The organism is Massilia sp. LXY-6 (genome assembly GCF_051233485.1).
In the GTDB taxonomy this organism is placed as follows: Bacteria; Pseudomonadota; Gammaproteobacteria; order Burkholderiales; family Burkholderiaceae_D; genus Telluria.
Genome location: NZ_JBKFGF010000032.1, coordinates 16145 through 32847, shown reverse-complemented (window position 1 = coordinate 32847; position 16703 = coordinate 16145). Strand labels below are relative to the sequence as shown.

At 65.1% G+C, this 16703-nt stretch carries 15 protein-coding genes; 7 read left to right on the top strand and 8 right to left on the bottom strand.

From position 1 onward, the window contains the following. The first annotated feature begins 216 nt into the window (after positions 1 to 216). From ACI48D_RS15510 to ACI48D_RS15500, 3 genes are all read left to right on the top strand, one after another. Positions 217 to 1842 carry a glycosyltransferase family 4 protein gene (locus ACI48D_RS15510; RefSeq protein ID WP_435572131.1) on the top strand — a complete coding sequence of 542 codons (1626 nt, stop codon included), beginning with the start codon at positions 217 to 219 and terminating at the stop codon, positions 1840 to 1842. 600 nt (positions 1843 to 2442) lie between these two features. Beyond that, a complete protein-coding gene (locus ACI48D_RS15505; RefSeq protein WP_435572130.1) occupies positions 2443 to 3927 on the top strand; it encodes a transcriptional regulator in 1485 nt (494 codons plus the stop codon). A gap of 76 nt (positions 3928 to 4003) precedes the next feature. Then, positions 4004 to 4528 (top strand): YggT family protein, encoded by a 525-nt coding sequence (locus tag ACI48D_RS15500; RefSeq protein WP_435572129.1) that lies wholly within the window; start codon positions 4004 to 4006, stop codon positions 4526 to 4528. 7 nt (positions 4529 to 4535) lie between these two features. Here ACI48D_RS15500 and ACI48D_RS15495 read toward each other — a convergent pair whose 3' ends face one another. From ACI48D_RS15495 to ACI48D_RS15460, 8 genes are all read right to left on the bottom strand, one after another. Further along, on the bottom strand, positions 4536 to 5474 hold the full coding sequence (locus tag ACI48D_RS15495) for a carbohydrate kinase family protein (protein ID WP_435572128.1): 939 nt from the start codon (positions 5472 to 5474) through the stop codon (positions 4536 to 4538). Positions 5475 to 5492: 18 nt separating this feature from the next. Next, entirely contained in the window at positions 5493 to 7016 is a 1524-nt protein-coding gene (locus ACI48D_RS15490; RefSeq protein ID WP_435572127.1) for a DUF3426 domain-containing protein, read from the bottom strand. Positions 7017 to 7020: 4 nt separating this feature from the next. Then, a complete protein-coding gene (gene prmA, locus ACI48D_RS15485; protein WP_435572126.1) occupies positions 7021 to 7941 on the bottom strand; it encodes a 50S ribosomal protein L11 methyltransferase in 921 nt (306 codons plus the stop codon). Further along, positions 7938 to 9353 (bottom strand): acetyl-CoA carboxylase biotin carboxylase subunit, encoded by a 1416-nt coding sequence (gene accC / locus ACI48D_RS15480; RefSeq protein ID WP_435572125.1) that lies wholly within the window; start codon positions 9351 to 9353, stop codon positions 7938 to 7940. Before accC ends, prmA begins: the two co-directional genes overlap by 4 nt. A 116-nt stretch (positions 9354 to 9469) precedes the next feature. Continuing rightward, entirely contained in the window at positions 9470 to 9940 is a 471-nt protein-coding gene (gene accB, locus ACI48D_RS15475; protein WP_435572124.1) for an acetyl-CoA carboxylase biotin carboxyl carrier protein, read from the bottom strand. Between the two features lie 88 nt (positions 9941 to 10028). Then, positions 10029 to 10466 carry a type II 3-dehydroquinate dehydratase gene (gene aroQ, locus ACI48D_RS15470; protein WP_435572123.1) on the bottom strand — a complete coding sequence of 146 codons (438 nt, stop codon included), beginning with the start codon at positions 10464 to 10466 and terminating at the stop codon, positions 10029 to 10031. Positions 10467 to 10580: 114 nt separating this feature from the next. Continuing rightward, on the bottom strand, positions 10581 to 11135 hold the full coding sequence (locus ACI48D_RS15465; protein ID WP_435572122.1) for a redoxin family protein: 555 nt from the start codon (positions 11133 to 11135) through the stop codon (positions 10581 to 10583). Further along, complete coding sequence (locus ACI48D_RS15460) at positions 11128 to 11760, bottom strand: hypothetical protein (RefSeq protein ID WP_435572121.1); 633 nt, start codon at positions 11758 to 11760, stop codon at positions 11128 to 11130. Before ACI48D_RS15460 ends, ACI48D_RS15465 begins: the two co-directional genes overlap by 8 nt. 89 nt (positions 11761 to 11849) lie before the next feature. Between ACI48D_RS15460 and mpl the strand changes: the two genes are divergently transcribed. The 4 genes from mpl to ACI48D_RS15440 are packed head-to-tail and all read left to right on the top strand — an operon-like array spanning position 11850 to position 16513. Then, a complete protein-coding gene (mpl, locus tag ACI48D_RS15455) occupies positions 11850 to 13220 on the top strand; it encodes a UDP-N-acetylmuramate:L-alanyl-gamma-D-glutamyl-meso-diaminopimelate ligase (protein ID WP_435572120.1) in 1371 nt (456 codons plus the stop codon). Beyond that, complete coding sequence (locus ACI48D_RS15450; RefSeq protein WP_435572119.1) at positions 13217 to 13858, top strand: YqiA/YcfP family alpha/beta fold hydrolase; 642 nt, start codon at positions 13217 to 13219, stop codon at positions 13856 to 13858. Before mpl ends, ACI48D_RS15450 begins: the two co-directional genes overlap by 4 nt. Next, the gene (locus ACI48D_RS15445; protein WP_435572118.1) at positions 13855 to 14451 is read left to right on the top strand and encodes a chorismate--pyruvate lyase family protein; all 597 of its coding nucleotides are present in this window, start codon (positions 13855 to 13857) and stop codon (positions 14449 to 14451) included. Before ACI48D_RS15450 ends, ACI48D_RS15445 begins: the two co-directional genes overlap by 4 nt. A gap of 1 nt (position 14452) precedes the next feature. Then, positions 14453 to 16513, top strand: coding sequence for a ribonuclease catalytic domain-containing protein (locus tag ACI48D_RS15440; protein ID WP_435572117.1), 2061 nt, complete (start codon positions 14453 to 14455; stop codon positions 16511 to 16513). The last annotated feature ends 190 nt before the right edge of the window (positions 16514 to 16703 follow it).

Sequence of the window (16703 nt, the reverse complement as noted above, 5' to 3'; positions counted from 1 at the left end):
ATCGCGACCCCCGAACCCTGACCACGCTTCGCGCACGAAGTCGCGCCGGGTTTGCGCATAGGCTGCGCCACGGGCTTGTCACTAAAGCTATCATGCCTGCCATGTGACGCGCTTCTTCATCCATCGGAACCTGTCCGCAGGTGATATATGCGACCTAGCGCACGGTGCTGCGGGTCCCGAGCCTGCACATTTACCTTACTTAAGTGAGGAGAACGCATGAAGGACAGCTTCGCACTGCATGTCGCCCCCGAAGGCCATCCGGCCGCCGCACCGGATCTGCTGCGCGCCATCGCGCACAGCGGGCTGGCCCGGGTCGGCTGCTTCGCCGCCGGCGACCTCCATGCAGGCGAGTGCGAACGCGGTCTGCGCGAGCAGGGCTTCAACGGCCAGGTCGAGTGGGTCAGCCAGGGCCGGCCGCAGGACCTGGAACACTTCGGCATCCTCTACCATCCCGCACCCGGGATCGAGCGCCTGGCCTGGCGCCGCCTGGGCCTGGGTGAACGCCGCTACAGCCTGTGCGGCATCGCGCACGCCACCGCCAGCCACGCGGCGATGAGCGCCATCGCCAGCCTGCCGGTGGCGCCGGTGCGCAGCTGGGACGCGGTGATCTGCACCTCGCGCGTGGTGCGCGACAGCGTGCGCGAAGTGCTGGAGCGCCAGGCCGACTACCTGCGCGCACGGCTGGGGGCGCAGCATTTCGAGCTGCCGCAGCTGCCGCTGATCCCGCTCGGCGTGCATAGCCGCGACCTCGCATTCGATGAGGAAGGCCGGCTTGCGGCGCGCGCCGAGCTGGGTATCGACGCCGACGACATCGCCTTCCTTTATTGCGGCCGCCTGTCCTTCCACACGAAAGCGCATCCGCAGCAGATGTTCAGCGCACTCGAACGCGCCGACAAGGCTGGCCGCCAGGTCCACCTGATCCTGTGCGGATCGTTCGCCGACGAAGGAATCGAGAAGGCCTTCCGCGAGGCCGCGGCGCTGCTGTGCCCATCGGTGCGCCTGACGGTGCTCGACGGCCGCGCACCGGGCAAGCGGGCCAGCGCCTGGGCCGCCGCCGACGTCTTCACCTCGCTGGCGGACAACGTGCAGGAAAGCTTCGGCCACGCGCCGCTCGAAGCGATGGCGGCCGGACTGCCTTGCGTGGTGAGCGACTGGAACGGTTATCGCGACACGGTGCGCGACGGCGTCGATGGCTACCGCATCCCGACCGTGATGCCCGGGGCGGGCGCCGGCCTTGACCTCGCGCAGCGTTACGACGATGGCGTCGACAGTTACGACCAGTATCGTGGTCATACCAGCCAGGCGGTGGCGCTGGATGGCGCACAGCTCGCACAGGCTTACGAACGCTTGATCAAGGACGCCGGGCTGCGCCGCGAGCTGGGCGAGAGTGGGCGCCGGCGCGCGCGCGAAGAGTTCGACTGGCAGGTGGTGTTCGGACGTTATCGCGCGCTGTGGAGCGAGCTCGATGAACGGCGCCGCGCCGATGCCGTGCTGGCGCCTCCGCTGCCGCAGATGGTGCCGGACCGACTCGATCCGTTCGCGTTGTTCGCGAGTTATTCGAGTGTACAGCTGACGCCGGAATCGATCGTCGAGCTCGCGCCGGACGCGTCGCTCGCGCAGCTGCGCCAGTACCGCGAGCTGGAAATCAACCGCTTCGCCGCGTCGTCTTTTCCGACGCTCGAGGAATTCGGCCAGATCTTCGGTTCGATCGAGTCGCGGCCGATGCAGGTCGCCGAGCTGCTCGACACGCTCGGTCCTTGCGACCGTCCGACCTTGCAGCGCGGCCTGGCGTGGTTATGCAAAATGGACTTGCTGCGCATTAGTGCGGCCGGTGAGCAGTAACGAGAAATGGATTTTTTTTGGAATGCGCGGCAGGTGCGCGCTTGTTTTTGAGGGAGCTGAAGTACGAATGGGATCAAACGTTATCGCGACGATCGATTGAAAGCTGCCGATAGCAGTTCGCCCCAAGCGGAAAGGCATGAAAAATACCGTGTGCGGGTTGCGCACTGACAAGGTTTTCGTGTACTTTACGTGATTGAATTTGTCAAAACGTGAACACGCAAATTTTTCATGCGTCAAGCGGTGGCAAACCGATCAAAAATGGGACACTGATTCATTCAGTATGCACGTAAGCTTCGCGAAAAGAACAAGCCGCATTGCCTGAATTATTTCGGGCATGGCGGCTTTTTCTTTTCGCGCTTCTCGCGGGCAGGAATGTAATCAGCGCTTTGAACCATCGAACTTTTGTCGTTTCGGTCGTCGGCGACGACGATAGCTGAACTGCTGCAGACTTGAGGAGTTGCAGCAGTTCAGCTGGTGCCGGATTCATTGACGCAGACGCCGCGTGTGCGCCGATGAATAATTCGCCCGACCAAGCAGACCGGGTTGGACGGGTTCAAACCTTGTAGCGTATTTTCTCATCGCAGAGAAGGAGAACATAAAATGGCAACAGCCGCTAAGAAAACCGCAGCAAAGCCGGCCGCAAAGGCCGCAGCAGAAAAACCCGTCGTCGCTAAAAAGGCCGTAGCCGCAAAGCCGGCAGCAAAAGCCGCAGCTAAGCCGGCAGCAAAAGCCGCAGCTAAGCCGGCAGCAAAAGCCGCAGCTAAGCCGGCAGCAAAAGCCGCAGCTAAACCGGCTGCAAAACCGGCCGCTAAAGCTACAGCAAAACCGGCTGCTAAAGCCGCCGCAAAACCGGCAACTAAAGCCGCAGCGAAACCGGCAGCAAAAGCTGCAGCGAAACCGGCAGCAAAAGCCGCAGCGAAAGCTGCAGCTAAACCGGCAGCAAAGCCGACTGCTAAAGCCGCTGCAAAGCCTGCTGCAAAAGCCGCAGCAAAGCCGGCCGCTAAAGCCGCAGCAAAGCCGGCAGCAAAGAAAGCCGCAGCAAGCAAGACCGCCGCTAAAGCACCGGCCAAGAAAGCTGTTGCAGGCAAGACCGCTGCTACCAAGACCGCTGCCAAGGCACCGGCCAAGAAAGCTGCAGCAAGCAAGACCGCCGCTAAAGCACCGGCGAAAGCCGCTGCAAGCAAGACCGCCGCCAAGGCACCGGCCAAGAAAGCCGCAGCAAGCAAGACCGCCGCCAAGGCACCGGCCAAGAAAGCCGCAGCAAGCAAGACCGCCGCCAAGGCACCGGCCAAGAAAGCCGCAGCAAGCAAGACCGCCGCCAAGGCACCGGCCAAGGCCGCAGCAGGCAAGACCGCCGCCAAGGCACCGGCTGAGGCCGCAGTAGGCAAGACCGCCGCCAAGGCATCGGCCAAGAAAGCCGCAGCAAGCAATACCGCCGCTAAGGCACCGGCCAAGGCCGCAGCAGGCAAGACCGCCGCCAAGGCACCGGCGAAGGCCGCAGCAAGCAAGACCGCCGCCAAGGCACCGGCCAAGGCCGCAGCAGGCAAGACCACCGCCAAGGCACCGGCCAAGGCCGCAGCAGGCAAGACCGCCGCCAAGGCACCGGCCAAGGCCGCATCAGGCAAGACCGCCGCCAAAGCTGCTGCAACCAAAGCTCCGGCCAAAGCTGCTGCAACCAAAGCTCCGGTCAAAGCTGCTGTGACCAAAGCTCCGGTCAAAGCTGCTGCGACCAAAGCTCCGGTCAAAGCTGCTGCAACCAAAGCTCCGGCCAAAGCTGCTGCGACCAAAGCTCCGGCCACCAAAACCGCTGCCGCCAAGACCACCGAGTCGCAACCGGCAGTGAAAGCCGCCGCCAAGCCTGCAGCCAAGCCGACCGCCAAGCCAGCCGCCAAGCCAGCCGCCAAGAAAGCCGCCGCGCCGAAGGCCGAAGCGAAGCCGGAAGCGAAAGCGGAAGCCAAACCGGAAGCCAAGGCCGAGTCGAAGACCGAAGCCAAACAGGACAGCGGCACCTCGGCAGCCCAGCCGGCCGTCAAGTCGGTGGTCGCACCGGCAGCATGGCCGTTCCCGACCAGCAGCCGTCCGTAATCCCATTCTTGCCTGGATCAGGCAAAATACCGCTGTGTGAGAGATTCACACAGCGGTTTTTTTTTAAGGAGACCTTGTGCTGCCTATCCTTCAGTTGATCGTCGATACCGTAGCCGGCGTTGTCGGTGGAGTCTTGTTGCTGCGTTTCTGGATGCAGGTGATCCGCGTGCGGCCGCCGGCATCGATCGGACAGTTCACGTTCACGCTGACCGATTGGCTGGTGCGCCCGCTGCGCCGCATCCTGCCGGGCGTCGGGGGGTATGACTGGGCCAGCCTGATCGGGGCCTTCCTGATCGTGCTGCTGGCGAGTGCGGTGATGTTGCTGGCGGGGTGGAGCGGTCAGGCCGTCGTGCTGTATGCCTTGTTCCGCTTCCTGAACTGGATTATCTACGGCTTCATGGGCCTGTTGATCATCGAGGTGATCTTCAGCTGGATCAATCCGCACGCGCCGCTGGCGCCTTTCGTGCACGCGCTCAACGATCCGCTGCTGCGGCCCCTGCGTCGCATGATCCCGCCGGTGGGTGGCCTGGACTTGTCGGTACTGGCCGCGCTGATCCTGCTGCAGATCGTCCAGTACCTCCTGCGCCAGGCGCTTTTCTAAACCACGATCAGAAGCGGTAGCCGAACGCCGCTTCGAACTTGTCCGCGATCTCTTGCGGCGTGAAGCTGTGGTTCTGGCCGCCCTGGTGGGCGATCTTGATCGAACCCAGCAGGCTGGCCAGGCGGCCACTGGTCGGCCAGTCCAGGTCGTTCGCGATACCGAACAGCAGGCCGGCGCGGTAGGCGTCGCCGCAGCCGGTCGGGTCGACCACGCTGCTGGCCGGCACCGCCGGGATCTTGTGGTGCTCGCCGCCGGCGTAGATGTCCGAGCCCTGTTCGCCGCGCGTGACGATCAGCGCGTCCAGGCGCGCGGCGATGTCCTGCAGCGCCAGCCCGGTACGGTCCATCACCATTTCGAATTCATAGTCGTTGCAGGCGAGGTAGCTGGCCTGCTCGAGGAAGGTCAGCAGTTCCTCGCCGCTGAACATCGGCAACTGCTGGCCCGGGTCGAACATCAGCGGCACGCCGCGCTCGGCACAGTCGCGCGCGTGCTTGATCATGCCGTCGCGGCCGTCCGGCGAGACGATCGCGACGCGCAACGGCAGGTAGTCGGCCAGGCTGTTCTCGTGCGAGAACTGCATCGCGCCCGGGTGGAAGGCGTTGATCTGGTTGTTGTCCAGGTCGGCCGTGACGAAGCACTGGGCGGTGTAGGCGTGGTCGATCGAGCGGATCGCGTTGGTCGCCAGGCCCTGTTTTTCCATGCGCTCGAGGTAGTCGCCGCCGTCCTGGCCGATGGTGCCCATGATCAGCGGATCGCCGCCCAGCATCTTGAGGTTGTAGGCGATGTTGACGGAGCAGCCGCCGAACTCGGTGCGCAGGGTCGGCACCAGGAAGGAGACGTTCACGCGGTGCAGCTGGTCGGCCAGCAGGGTTTCGCCGAAGCGGCCTTGGTATTGCATGATCTTGTCGAAGGCGATCGAGCCGCAGATCAGCGCAGTCTTGGTCATGATGAGTCCTGAAGAAAACTAGGGATAGAAAACGGCGATATGGTAGCCGGACGGTTTGAGTTCGGTGAGCGCGAAGTTCAGCCGGACCGGTTGCTCGGAGCGCGCGGCGAAACCGTTCGCCGCGGACACGCCCCGCGGCAGGTAGTCGGCCGGGCCGAACACGCGCCGCAGCACCGGCTTGTCGTTGGCATCGGTCAGCTCGAGCTGGATGCTGGGCCAGGCCTGCACCAGGCTTCCCTGGTTGCGCAGCAGCGTGTTGAGCGAATACGTGTCGACGCCGAGGGTGCTCAGTTCGCCGGTCTCGATCGACAGGTTCTCGATCTGGGCCGGCAGGCCGATGCGGCAACCCAGCACGGCGCAGCCGACGGCGAGGAAGGGCCTGGCGCCCGGATAGCGCGCCGCCAGCACGTTGCGGAAGTCCAGGATGCCCTGCGCCAGCAGCAGCAGCCCCAGGACCACGGCGCCTCCGCTCATCAGCAGGCGCCGGGTCCGGCCCGACTGCTCCTGCTTGCGGCTGCGCTTGACGAATTCCGGCTCGTCGGCTTCGGCACCGACCGGCACGCGCAGCTTGGGCGCTTCGATGTTGGTCGGCGTGAGCTTGGAGCGGCGCGTGCGTGCCTCGACGGCTTTGGCGCGCACCGATTTCATCGCCGGCGCCGGTGCGGACAGCGGCGGCACCACGGTGTCGATGCCGCCGGCCGAGGCACGCAGGGGCAGGGGAGTTGGCGGAATCTCCGGCGCGGGGCCGCTCACGGCTGCCACGGCGGCGGGGGCCTCGTCCTGGTAGGCGTGCTCCTCGCCGGGCAGCGGCTGGGCGACCAGTTCCTCGTCCACCGGCAGCTCGAAGCTGGGTTCGATGCGGCCATGGGGCGCGTAGGCGGAGGCGGCAGGTGCCGACTCGGGTGCGGATTCAGGTGCAGATTCAGGTGCAGATGCGAGCGTGGAGTCGGGCATCTCCGCTACCGGCGCCGGTTCGGCAACGGCGGCAGGGATGTCGTTCGCTGCTTCGGGCGCGTGTTCGGCGGCCGGCAGGTCGGGTTCGGCCGGCGGCAATTCCGGTTCCGCAGCCGGCACCGGCGGCAGCGTATCGACCGCGGCGTCGGCATCGGGCGTCTGTTCCTGCTCCGCCTCCGGATACGCTTCAGGTTCGACAGCCGCAGCCGCAGCCGCGGCGGCAGCCGTCATGCCGCCATTCCGCCAGACCTGCGCGCGCGGCGCGGGCGATGTCGGTGGCTCGGCGGACGCGGGCTTCGGCAGGATGCCGAGCGGATCGAAGCGGCGGTCGACATCGAGGGTGTAGACGGGCGGATCGGATTCGCCGTCCCGCGCCTGCGTGGCCGCTTGTTCCGCCGCCGGGGGCGCGGCAGAGGGAGGCGAAGGCTCCGGCTTCGCGGCCTGCGCGTCCAGGTCGATCAGGTGGGCGTTGCCGTCAAAGATGCTCTGGCAGGCGCCGCAGCGGACGATGCCGCCGCGGAGCTTGAGCTGGTCCGCGGCGACCCGGAACGTGGTGTGGCAGTGGGGGCACTGGGTGGCAAGCGCCATGCGCTTAATGTGTGCCGTGGAGGGCGACCCAGCCGTCGTTCTCGGCCCAGACGCTCAGCTTGATGAAAGGTGCGTAGGCGGCCGCCACTTCGTCGGCCTGGCGCGCCAGCACACCCGACAGGACCAGCGCACCGCCGGGAGCGACGCGGCCGGACAGCATCGGCGCCATCAGCTTCAGGGGGCTCGACAGGATGTTGGCGACCACGATGTCGAAACGGCTGTCGGCATGCTTGGATGCCGTGAAGTCGTCCGGCACGTAGAAATCGATCTCGCAAGCGTTGCGCTCGGCGTTCAGCTTGGCCGATTCGATCGCCTGCGGGTCGATGTCGACGCCGGTGACGTCCTGCGCGCCGAGCTTCTTGGCGACCATCGCCAGGATGCCCGAGCCGCAACCGTAGTCCAGCACCGACTTGCCGGGCGCCGATTCATCGGGCTGCAGATGCGCTTCCAGCCATTCCATGCACAGGCGGGTGGTCGGATGGCTGCCGGTGCCGAAGGCCAGGCCCGGGTCGACTTCGAGGATCAGGCCGTTCGGGTCCGGCGCTTCGTGCCAGCTCGGCACGACCCAGATGTTCTTGCCGATGTGGATAGGCGCGAACTGCGATTGCGTCAGGCGCACCCAGTCGGCGTCGGCGACGTCGCGGGTGGTGAAGGCCGGGACTTGCGACAGGCCGACGGCGGCGGCGGCCTCGGCCACGATCGCGGCCTGGTCGGCATCGACGTCGGTGAGGGCGACCACGCGGCTGTGGTCCCAGGCAGCCTCGGTCGGCACCATGCCCGGCTCACCGAACAGCGGCTTTTCCTGGGCGGTGCCTTCGTCGGCGTCCTCGACCGAGACCGACAGCGCGCCCGCTTCCATCAGGGCGTCCGACAGGCCCTCGGCGTGTTCGCGGGCGATCTCGATGATCACTTCAGTCCAGCTCATTGTTCAGCCTTGACGTCTGCTGCCTTGGTCTCGGATTTGGCGCCGATCGCGCCACCCTTCGGCAGGTCCGGCTTGTGGGCCAGCTTCTGCTCCAGGTAGTGGATGTTGGTGCCGCCCTCGATGAAGCGGGCGTCGACCATCAGTTCGCGGTGCAGCGGGATATTCGTCAGGATACCCTCGACCACCATTTCCGACAACGCGATCTGCATGCGGCGGATCGCTTGATCACGGGTGGCGCCGTAGGCGATGACCTTGCCGATCATCGAGTCGTAGTGCGGCGGCACGTAGTAGCCGGCGTAGGAGTGCGAATCGACGCGGATACCGGGGCCGCCCGGCGGGTGCCAGCTGGTGATGCGGCCCGGCGACGGGATGAACTTGAACGGGTCTTCGGCGTTGATGCGGCACTCGATCGCGTGGCCCGACAGCATGATGTCGCGCTGCTTGAAGCGCAGGCGCTCGCCGCAGGCGATGCGGATCTGTTCCTGGACGATGTCGATCCCGGTGATCATTTCGGTGACCGGGTGCTCGACCTGGACGCGGGTGTTCATCTCGATGAAGTAGAACTCGCCGTCTTCGTACAGGAATTCGAAGGTGCCGGCGCCGCGGTAGCCGATCTTGCGGCAGGCTTCGGCGCAGCGCTCGCCGATCTTCTCGATGAGCTTGCGCGGGATGCCCGGCGCCGGCGCTTCCTCGATCACCTTCTGGTGGCGGCGCTGCATCGAGCAGTCGCGCTCGCCCAGCCAGACGGCCTGCTTGTGCTCGTCGGCCAGCACCTGGATTTCCACGTGACGCGGATTCTCCAGGTACTTCTCCATATAGACTTCGGGGTTGCCGAAGGCCGTGCCGGCCTCGGTCTTGGTCATCTGCACGGCGCTCAGCAGGGCTGCCTCGGTGTGCACCACGCGCATGCCGCGACCGCCGCCGCCGCCAGCGGCCTTGATGATGACCGGGTAGCCGATCTTGCGCGCGGTCTGGATGATTTCCTTCGGATCGTCCGGCAGGGCGCCATCCGAACCCGGCACGCAGGGCACGCCGGCGCGGATCATCGCCTGCTTGGCCGACACCTTGTCACCCATCAGGCGGATCGATTCCGGACGCGGGCCGATGAAGACGAAGCCCGATTTTTCGACGCGTTCGGCGAAGTCGGCGTTCTCCGACAGGAAGCCGTAGCCCGGGTGGATCGCTTCGGCGTCCGTGACTTCGGCCGCGCTGATGATCGCCGGCATGCTCAGGTAGCTCTGCGCGGATTGCGCGGGACCGATGCAGACGGACTCGTCGGCCAGCTTCACGTACTTGGCGTCCTTGTCGGCCTCCGAGTGCACGACGACCGTCTTGATGCCCATCTCGCGGCAGGCGCGCTGGATACGCAGCGCGATTTCACCACGATTGGCGATTAGAATTTTTTCAAACATGGTATGCGGTGTTTTCTGTGAGTGCCGGCGGCATGCCGGATACAACAGGAAGAAAGACTTAAGGGGCCAGCCACCTTGGATAAAGGAGGCTGACCCCGTATTCTATAACTTGGTGCTCAGCCGATCACGAACAGCGGCTGGCCGAATTCCACGGGCTGGCCGTTTTCCACCAGGACCTTGGTGACGGTGCCGGAGACGTCGGCATCGATTTCATTCAGGAGCTTCATCGCTTCGATGATGCACAGGGTGTCGCCTTCCTTCACGGTGGCGCCGACTTCGACGAAGGCCGGGGCGCCCGGGGCCGACGAGCGGTAGAAGGTGCCGACCATCGGCGACTTGACGACGTGGCCGGTAGGTTCGGCTGCCGCTGCCGGGGCAGGCGCGGCGGCCGGGGCCTGTGCGGCACCGGCAACGGCCGGTGCGGAGAATTGCTGGACGCCTTGCGGCGGAACCATGACCACCTGATTCTGCGGGATTGCGGAGGACTTGACGATGCGAACCTTGCTTTCGCCTTCGGTCACTTCGAGTTCAGCGATGTCCGATTCGGCGACGAGGTCGATCAATGTCTTGAGTTTTCGTAGATCCATGTGAAACCCCTTGGAATTATTTGTTGTTGAGTATGCGGCGCGTCAGGTGGTGCGCAAGTCCGCACAGGATGCGTGAAGTTGACGTAGATTAACGCTCTTTGAGTGCGAAGTCGATGGCAAAGCGATATCCATCAGCTCCCAGTCCACAAATCGTGCCTTGCGCGATCGCAGACAAAAACGAATGGTGTCGGAACTCCTCACGCTTATAAATATTAGAGAGGTGGATCTCCACGAACGGAATGTCCACCGCCGCCAGCGCATCGCGCAGCGCGACGCTGGTATGGGTCAGTCCGCCCGGGTTGATGACGATCGCGTCCACCCCTTCCTGCCTCGCGGCATGAATGCGGTCGATCAACGCTCCTTCATGGTTGCTCTGGAAGCAAGCAATGCTTGCACCAAGCGCTGCTGCCTGGGCAGTGGCAGCCTGCTCGATGTCGGCCAAGGTAGTTGCGCCGTACACCGCAGGCTCCCGCGTCCCCAGTAAATTCAGGTTGGGGCCGTTGAGCAGCAGTAGCTTTTTCGCCATGATGAACCGTCTATTTGCCCGAAAGACAGGCATTTTGCCGTCAACATTGTATGTTGGCAAGCGATATAAAGCGCCCGGAATATAAGTGAACGACCGTTCGCTAAGCGCCGAATGCTACAGCTTTGCCAGGTCTGCCCGCAACTGGTCGAACTTCAGGCGGCCCAGGTAAGTCTTGCGTACCTGGCCGTCCGCACCGATCAGCACCGTGAACGGCAAACCGCCATTCACGTTGCCCAGCTCGCGGGACAGGTCGGTGCCGCTCATGCCGCCCACATACAAGGGATAGGAAACCTTCGTCTTCTTGACGAATTCATTGAGGTTTGCCGGGGAATCGATGCCGATCCCGATCACATTGACATGTTTGCCGCCATCCTTGGCCGCCAGTTCCGACAGTTCCGGCATCTCCTGCACGCAAGGCGCGCACCACGATGCCCAGAAATTCACCAGCAGCGGCTTGCCCTTCCACCGGCCCAGGGCCTGCGGCTTGCCGGACAGGTCGTTCAGCGATTGCGCATACAGATTGGTGACGGCGGAGTGGGGGCGGCCGTCGGTCGCTGCATAGGTCGTGGTCAGCGGTCCCTTCGCTTCCTGTTTGACGGCGGCGATGGCGCCGAATACGGCAAAGGCCGCGGCCAGGATGGCATAGCCGGCCAGGTTCTTCTTATTCATCTTGTTCCAGGGTCTCATCTGTCGTCATCAGGGCGCGCAGGCCGGCCGCGTCAACCCGCTGCAGGCGTCCGTCGGCGCGCGGTTTCAGGGCGCCGCGCAGGTCGTTCATTTCATACAGCTCGGCGTGCACGGTTTCCTTCTTCCATTGGAAACTGACGGTTTCCACCGGCTCGTGGCGGCCGCCCTTGAAGTGCGGGGTTTCCGAGATGTCGATGTCGACGTTGCGGTTCAGCAGGTAAATTTCGACGTCCTTGGCGCTGTCGGCGAACAGCTGCAGATGGATGTCGTCATGCTCGCCGGCGCTGCCGCTCAGCACGGCACCGGTGAGGTAGGGCCGGAACTCGGCCAACTGTTCCATGACTTCGAGCGCGGCGCTGCGCAGGCTCTGCAGGCGGGCGGCCTGGGCCGGTCCCTGAAACAGGGCTTGGTAGCGGCGCACTTCGTCCTCGACCTGGATATTGTCCGGCAAATAGTTGGGGGAGGGGCGGTCCACGCCCAGCACCTGCCGCGCGGCCTTGGCCTTGGCGGTGGCATAGTCGGCGCCATCTTGAGCGATCATGCGCGCGGCGGTGGCAGCAATACGTGCGCGCAACTGTTGGAGGTCATCATTTGGCGTTGGCATCATGTCTGTGATCATACTCTTGAACGGAAAATGGCATCGCGTCGGGTAGAATCCCGTATTCGCTTTTTCCCGGCATATTTGTTCCCATCACCATGCACATTCACATCCTCGGTATCTGCGGTACCTTCATGGGCGGCCTGGCAGTCCTGGCCAAAGAGGCCGGCCACCGCGTCACCGGGTGCGACGCCAACGTCTATCCCCCGATGAGCACCCAGCTCGCAGCCCAGGGCATCGAGCTGATCCAGGGCTACAGCCCGGACCAGGTAGCGCTCGATCCCGACCTCTACGTGATCGGGAACGTGATGACGCGTGGTAATCCATTAATCGAGGAAATCCTGAACCGTGGCCTGCCGTACATGTCCGGCCCGCAATGGATCGGCGAACATATTCTGCGCAATAAATGGGTGCTGGCCGTTGCCGGTACACATGGCAAGACCACGACCACCTCGATGCTGGCCTGGATCCTCGAAGATGCCGGCTATTCGCCGGGCTTCCTGATCGGCGGCGTGCCGATGAACTTCGGCATCTCGGCGCGCCTGTCCGGCGACACCGAATCCGATTTCTTCGTGATCGAAGCCGACGAGTACGATACCGCCTTCTTCGACAAGCGTTCCAAGTTCGTCCACTATCACGCCAAGACCGCGGTGCTGAACAACCTGGAATACGATCATGCCGACATCTTCCCCGATATCGGTGCGATCGAGACCCAATTCCACCACCTGGTGCGTACCGTGCCCGGCGTCGGCCGGCTGGTCGTGAACGGCGACGAAGCCGCGCTGGCGCGCGTGCTCAAGCGCGGCTGCTGGAGCGAGAAGGAATCCTTCGGCGCATCCGACGGCGTGAACTGGAGCCTGGTCGAGCATCCGGGCGGCTCCAGCTTCGACGTCCTCTTCAATCATGAGCTGCAGGGCACCGTGTACTGGGACCTGACCGGCCACCACAATCGGACCAATGCGCTGGCCGCGATCGCCGCCGCCCGCCATGTCGGCGTACCGCCCGCGCAGGCGATCGAATCGCTGGCCCGCTTCCAGAGCGTCAAGCGGCGCATGGAAGTGCGCGGCGTGGTGAATGGCGTGACCGTGTACGACGACTTCGCGCACCACCCGACCGCGATCGCCACCACCGTTGCCGGCCTGCGCCAGAAAATCGGGACCAATGGCCGCATCCTGGCCGTGCTCGAGCCGCGCTCGAACACCATGAAGCTGGGCGCGATGAAGGATGCGCTGCCGGGCAGCCTGAAGGATGCCGACCTGGTATTCGGCTTCGGCAGCCAGCAGGCGCTGGGCTGGTCGCTGGCCGACGCCCTGAAACCGCTGGGGAATATCGCGCACAGCTTCGACCAGCTCGACTACATGGTGCAGGCCATCGTGCAAGCCGCCCAGCCGGGCGATCATATCCTGGTGATGAGCAACGGCGGCTTCGGCGGCGTGCACCAGAAGCTGCTGGAGGCGCTGGCGCAATGAATGCGGCGCAGCATCTTTTATATTTGCACGGCTTCCGCTCTTCCCCGCGCTCCTTCAAGGCGCGCGTGGTGTACCAGCGCATGACCCAGCTCGGCCGCGCGCAGGCGCTGATCTGCCCGCAGTTGCCGGCCTCGCCGAAGGCGGCGATGGAACTGGTGCTGAGGCTCGCCGAAAGGCATGCGGCAAAAGGGGAAAATGCGCTGGCCATCGTCGGCTCCTCGCTGGGCGGCTTCTACGCGACCTGGCTGGCCGAGCGCTTCGGCTGCCGCGCGGTGCTGATCAATCCGGCGGTCGACCCGCTGAAGGACCTGGACAAGCATGTCGGCGTGACCACCGCCTGGCATTCCGACGAGCCTTTCGAATTCAAGCGCGAGTACATCGACGAGCTGGCCGAGCTGAAGGTGGCGCGGATCACGCGGCCCGAGCGCTACTTCCTGCTGGCCGCCACCGGCGACGAGGTGCTGGACTACCGCGACATGGTCGCCCACTACGCCGGCGCGCACCAGCACGTCATCGAAGGCAGCGACCATGCGGTGTCGGAATTCGAGGACCATGTCGACGAGCTGCTGGGATTCTGCGGCATGCTCCGAACCGCAACATCCACCAGGGCCGTGGCCGGATCGGACATCGCGTCGTGAGGCCGGCGTCGCTGCGCCGGGCCCGCTGGCTGGCGCATCCGGATGGCGTGGGAGCCAGCGCCGCCATGCGCGACTGGCTGACCACCCCGGGTTCCCTGACCGCGCGCCTGATCGCGCACAGCCGCCAATTCCGTGTACAGAAGCTGCGCCAGGCGGGCAACCTGTGCCTGGCGGACGAGGCCGCCGCGATCGGCCTGGCCCGGCCCGCGCGGGTGTGGGAGCGCGAAGTGCTGCTGCGCTGCGACGGCGAGCCGGTGGTCTACGGCCATACCGTGGTGCCGCTGAGCGCGAGCGCCCAGGACTGGCCGCTGTTCTCGGCGCTGGGCGAGCGCTCGCTCGGCACGACCCTGTTCTACGATCCGCTCGTCGAGCGCGGCCAGCTCGAATTTGCCAGGATCCGTCCGGGCCACCCCCTGTTGGCGCGCGTGCATGCGGCGCTCGCCCGGGAAGGCAAGGACGGTCGATCCGACACCGTCCACTATGCGCGGCGCTGCGTCTATCGCCGCCGTCAAGGCCTGCTGCTGGTCACCGAGGTATTCTTGCCGGCGGTGCTGAACCTGGTGGCGGCGAAATCTGATATGAATGTGAAGTGATATGAACGTCTTTTTCGAAGAATCCGGCGACTTCAAGGTCGGCACCGTGCTGTCGCAGGCGGGCGAGGCCTACCAGGTCGAAATGCCGAGCGGGAAGCGCACCAAGGTCAAGTCCCGCGACGTGCTGCTGCAGTTCGACAAGCCGTCCCCGGCCGAACTGCTGGAGCAGGCCAAGACGGTCGCCGGCGACGTCGACCTCGAATTCCTGTGGGAAGTCGCGGGCCAGGAGGAGTTCGGCTTTACCGAGCTGGGCGCGGAATATTTCGGCCATGCGCCGCTGCCCTTCGAGGCCGCCGGCCTGGTGCTGGCGCTGCACAACGCGCCCATCTATTTCTACAAGAAGGGCCGCGGCCGCTACAAGGCCGCGCCCGAAGCTTCACTGCGCGCGGCCCTGGCCGGTATCGAAAAGAAGAAGCAGCAGGCCGTCGTGCAGGCTTCGTATGTCGAGGAACTGAAGGCCGGACGCCTGCCGGCCGCGCTGCAGCCGCTGGTGCAGCAACTGCTGTTCAAGCCGGACAAGAACAGTATCGAATACAAGGCCCTGGAAACCGCCGCCAGCGAACTGCAGACCACCCCGCAGCGGCTGATGCTGAGTACCCGCGGCATCGCCTCGGCCAAGGAGCTGCACATGGCGCGCTTCCTGTTCGAGCACTTCCCGCGCGGCGCCGGCTTCCCGCCGGTGAGCGTGCCGAGTGCGCCGGCCGGCCTGCCGCTGGCGAAGGTGGCGGCGTTCTCGATCGACGACGTGACCACCACCGAGATCGACGACGCCCTCTCGGTCGAGCATCTCGACGACGGCACGGTGCGGGTCGGCATCCACATCGCCGCGCCGGGCCTGGCCATCCGTCCGGACGACGCCCTCGACAAGATCGCGCGCGCGCGCATGTCGACCGTGTACATGCCGGGCGACAAGATCACCATGCTGCCGGACGAAGTGGTGGAAGCCTTCACCCTGGCCGAAGGCAGGGACTGCCCGGCGCTGTCGCTGTACGCGACGCTGAACCCGGAGACGTGGTCGGTGCTGTCCACCGAGACCCGCGCCGAGCGCGTGCCGATCAAGACCAACCTGCGCCTGAACGAACTCGATGCGCTGGTGACCGAGGAAGTACTGGAAAGCGGCGCCGGCGACTATCCGCACAAGGACGAGCTGGGCCTGCTGTGGAAGTGGGCGCTGCAGCTCGAGGCGGGCCGCATGAAGAAGAGGGAGGCCTTCGGCCTGAAGCCGGAGCAGGCCAACCGCGTCGACTTCAACTTCTACGTCGAGGACGACGTAGTGACCATCGTGCGCCGCAAGCGCGGCGCGCCGCTGGACAAGATCGTGGCCGAGCTGATGATCTTCGCCAACAGCACCTGGGGCAAGCTGCTGCACGACTCCGGCGTGCCGGGCATCTACCGTTCGCAGGGGCCGGGCGCGGGCGGCTGGAACGCCAAGATCCAGGTGCGCATGGTGACCCACGCGGCGCCGCACCAGGGTCTCGGCGTCGACCAGTACGCCTGGAGCACCTCGCCGCTGCGCCGCTACACCGACCTGGTCAACCAGTGGCAGATCCTTGCCTGCGCCGAGCACGGCGTGACGGCGCCGCTGGTGGCGCCGTTCAAGCCGCGCGACGCGACCCTGTTCTCGATCGTCTCGGCCTTCGACGCGGCCTACGCGGCCTATAACGAATTCCAGCAGAACATGGAACGCTACTGGTGCCTGCGCTGGCTGGGCCAGGAACAGGCGCGCCAGGTGGATGCCGTGGTGCTGAAGGACGAGGTGCTGCGCCTGGTCGAGATCCCGCTGGTGATCCGCCTGCCGGGCATGCAGCAAGTGGCGCGCGGCGCCCAGGTACGGATGGACATCGTGCGCTGGGACGAGGTCGACCTGTCGCTGGAAGCCCGCCTGCTCGAGGTGGCCGAGCCGACGCCGGAAACGGCTGCCGCGCTCGAGCTCGAGGAGGAGGAAGAGGCGACGGCCGAGGCCGGGGATACCGGCGAGTCGGCGGCCGAGGAAGTGGCCGAGGCCGAGGGGGCGGTGACGGTCACCGATCCGGCGTCGCAGACCGACGTTCCTGCGGTGTAATTCCGTAGGTGGGCACTCGATTGATGCCCCCGGCATCAATCGCCCACCCTACAACAGCCGCACTTCTGTTGCTCTAAAGATCGATAGTTCCTCCCGGGCCTAACAAAGTCATCGGCTTGCACGGTAGAATGAGTTTTACGTACTCCCCAACCGTCCCATCTCGCAGCACGTGAAGAGCCTTCAACACAAG

Bases quoted from the DNA above. Each gene is read 5' to 3' on its own strand.
- ACI48D_RS15510 (WP_435572131.1), top strand. From the start codon at position 217: ATGAAGGACAGCTTCGCACTGCATGTCGCCCCCGAAGGCCATCCGGCC.
- ACI48D_RS15505 (WP_435572130.1), top strand. From the start codon at position 2,443: ATGGCAACAGCCGCTAAGAAAACCGCAGCAAAGCCGGCCGCAAAGGCC.
- ACI48D_RS15495 (WP_435572128.1), bottom strand. From the start codon at position 5,474: ATGACCAAGACTGCGCTGATCTGCGGCTCGATCGCCTTCGACAAGATC.
- ACI48D_RS15490 (WP_435572127.1), bottom strand. From the start codon at position 7,016: ATGGCGCTTGCCACCCAGTGCCCCCACTGCCACACCACGTTCCGGGTC.
- prmA (WP_435572126.1), bottom strand. From the start codon at position 7,941: ATGAGCTGGACTGAAGTGATCATCGAGATCGCCCGCGAACACGCCGAG.
- accC (WP_435572125.1), bottom strand. From the start codon at position 9,353: ATGTTTGAAAAAATTCTAATCGCCAATCGTGGTGAAATCGCGCTGCGT.
- accB (WP_435572124.1), bottom strand. From the start codon at position 9,940: ATGGATCTACGAAAACTCAAGACATTGATCGACCTCGTCGCCGAATCG.
- aroQ (WP_435572123.1), bottom strand. From the start codon at position 10,466: ATGGCGAAAAAGCTACTGCTGCTCAACGGCCCCAACCTGAATTTACTG.
- ACI48D_RS15465 (WP_435572122.1), bottom strand. From the start codon at position 11,135: ATGAATAAGAAGAACCTGGCCGGCTATGCCATCCTGGCCGCGGCCTTT.
- ACI48D_RS15460 (WP_435572121.1), bottom strand. From the start codon at position 11,760: ATGATGCCAACGCCAAATGATGACCTCCAACAGTTGCGCGCACGTATT.
- mpl (WP_435572120.1), top strand. From the start codon at position 11,850: ATGCACATTCACATCCTCGGTATCTGCGGTACCTTCATGGGCGGCCTG.
- ACI48D_RS15450 (WP_435572119.1), top strand. From the start codon at position 13,217: ATGAATGCGGCGCAGCATCTTTTATATTTGCACGGCTTCCGCTCTTCC.
- ACI48D_RS15440 (WP_435572117.1), top strand. From the start codon at position 14,453: ATGAACGTCTTTTTCGAAGAATCCGGCGACTTCAAGGTCGGCACCGTG.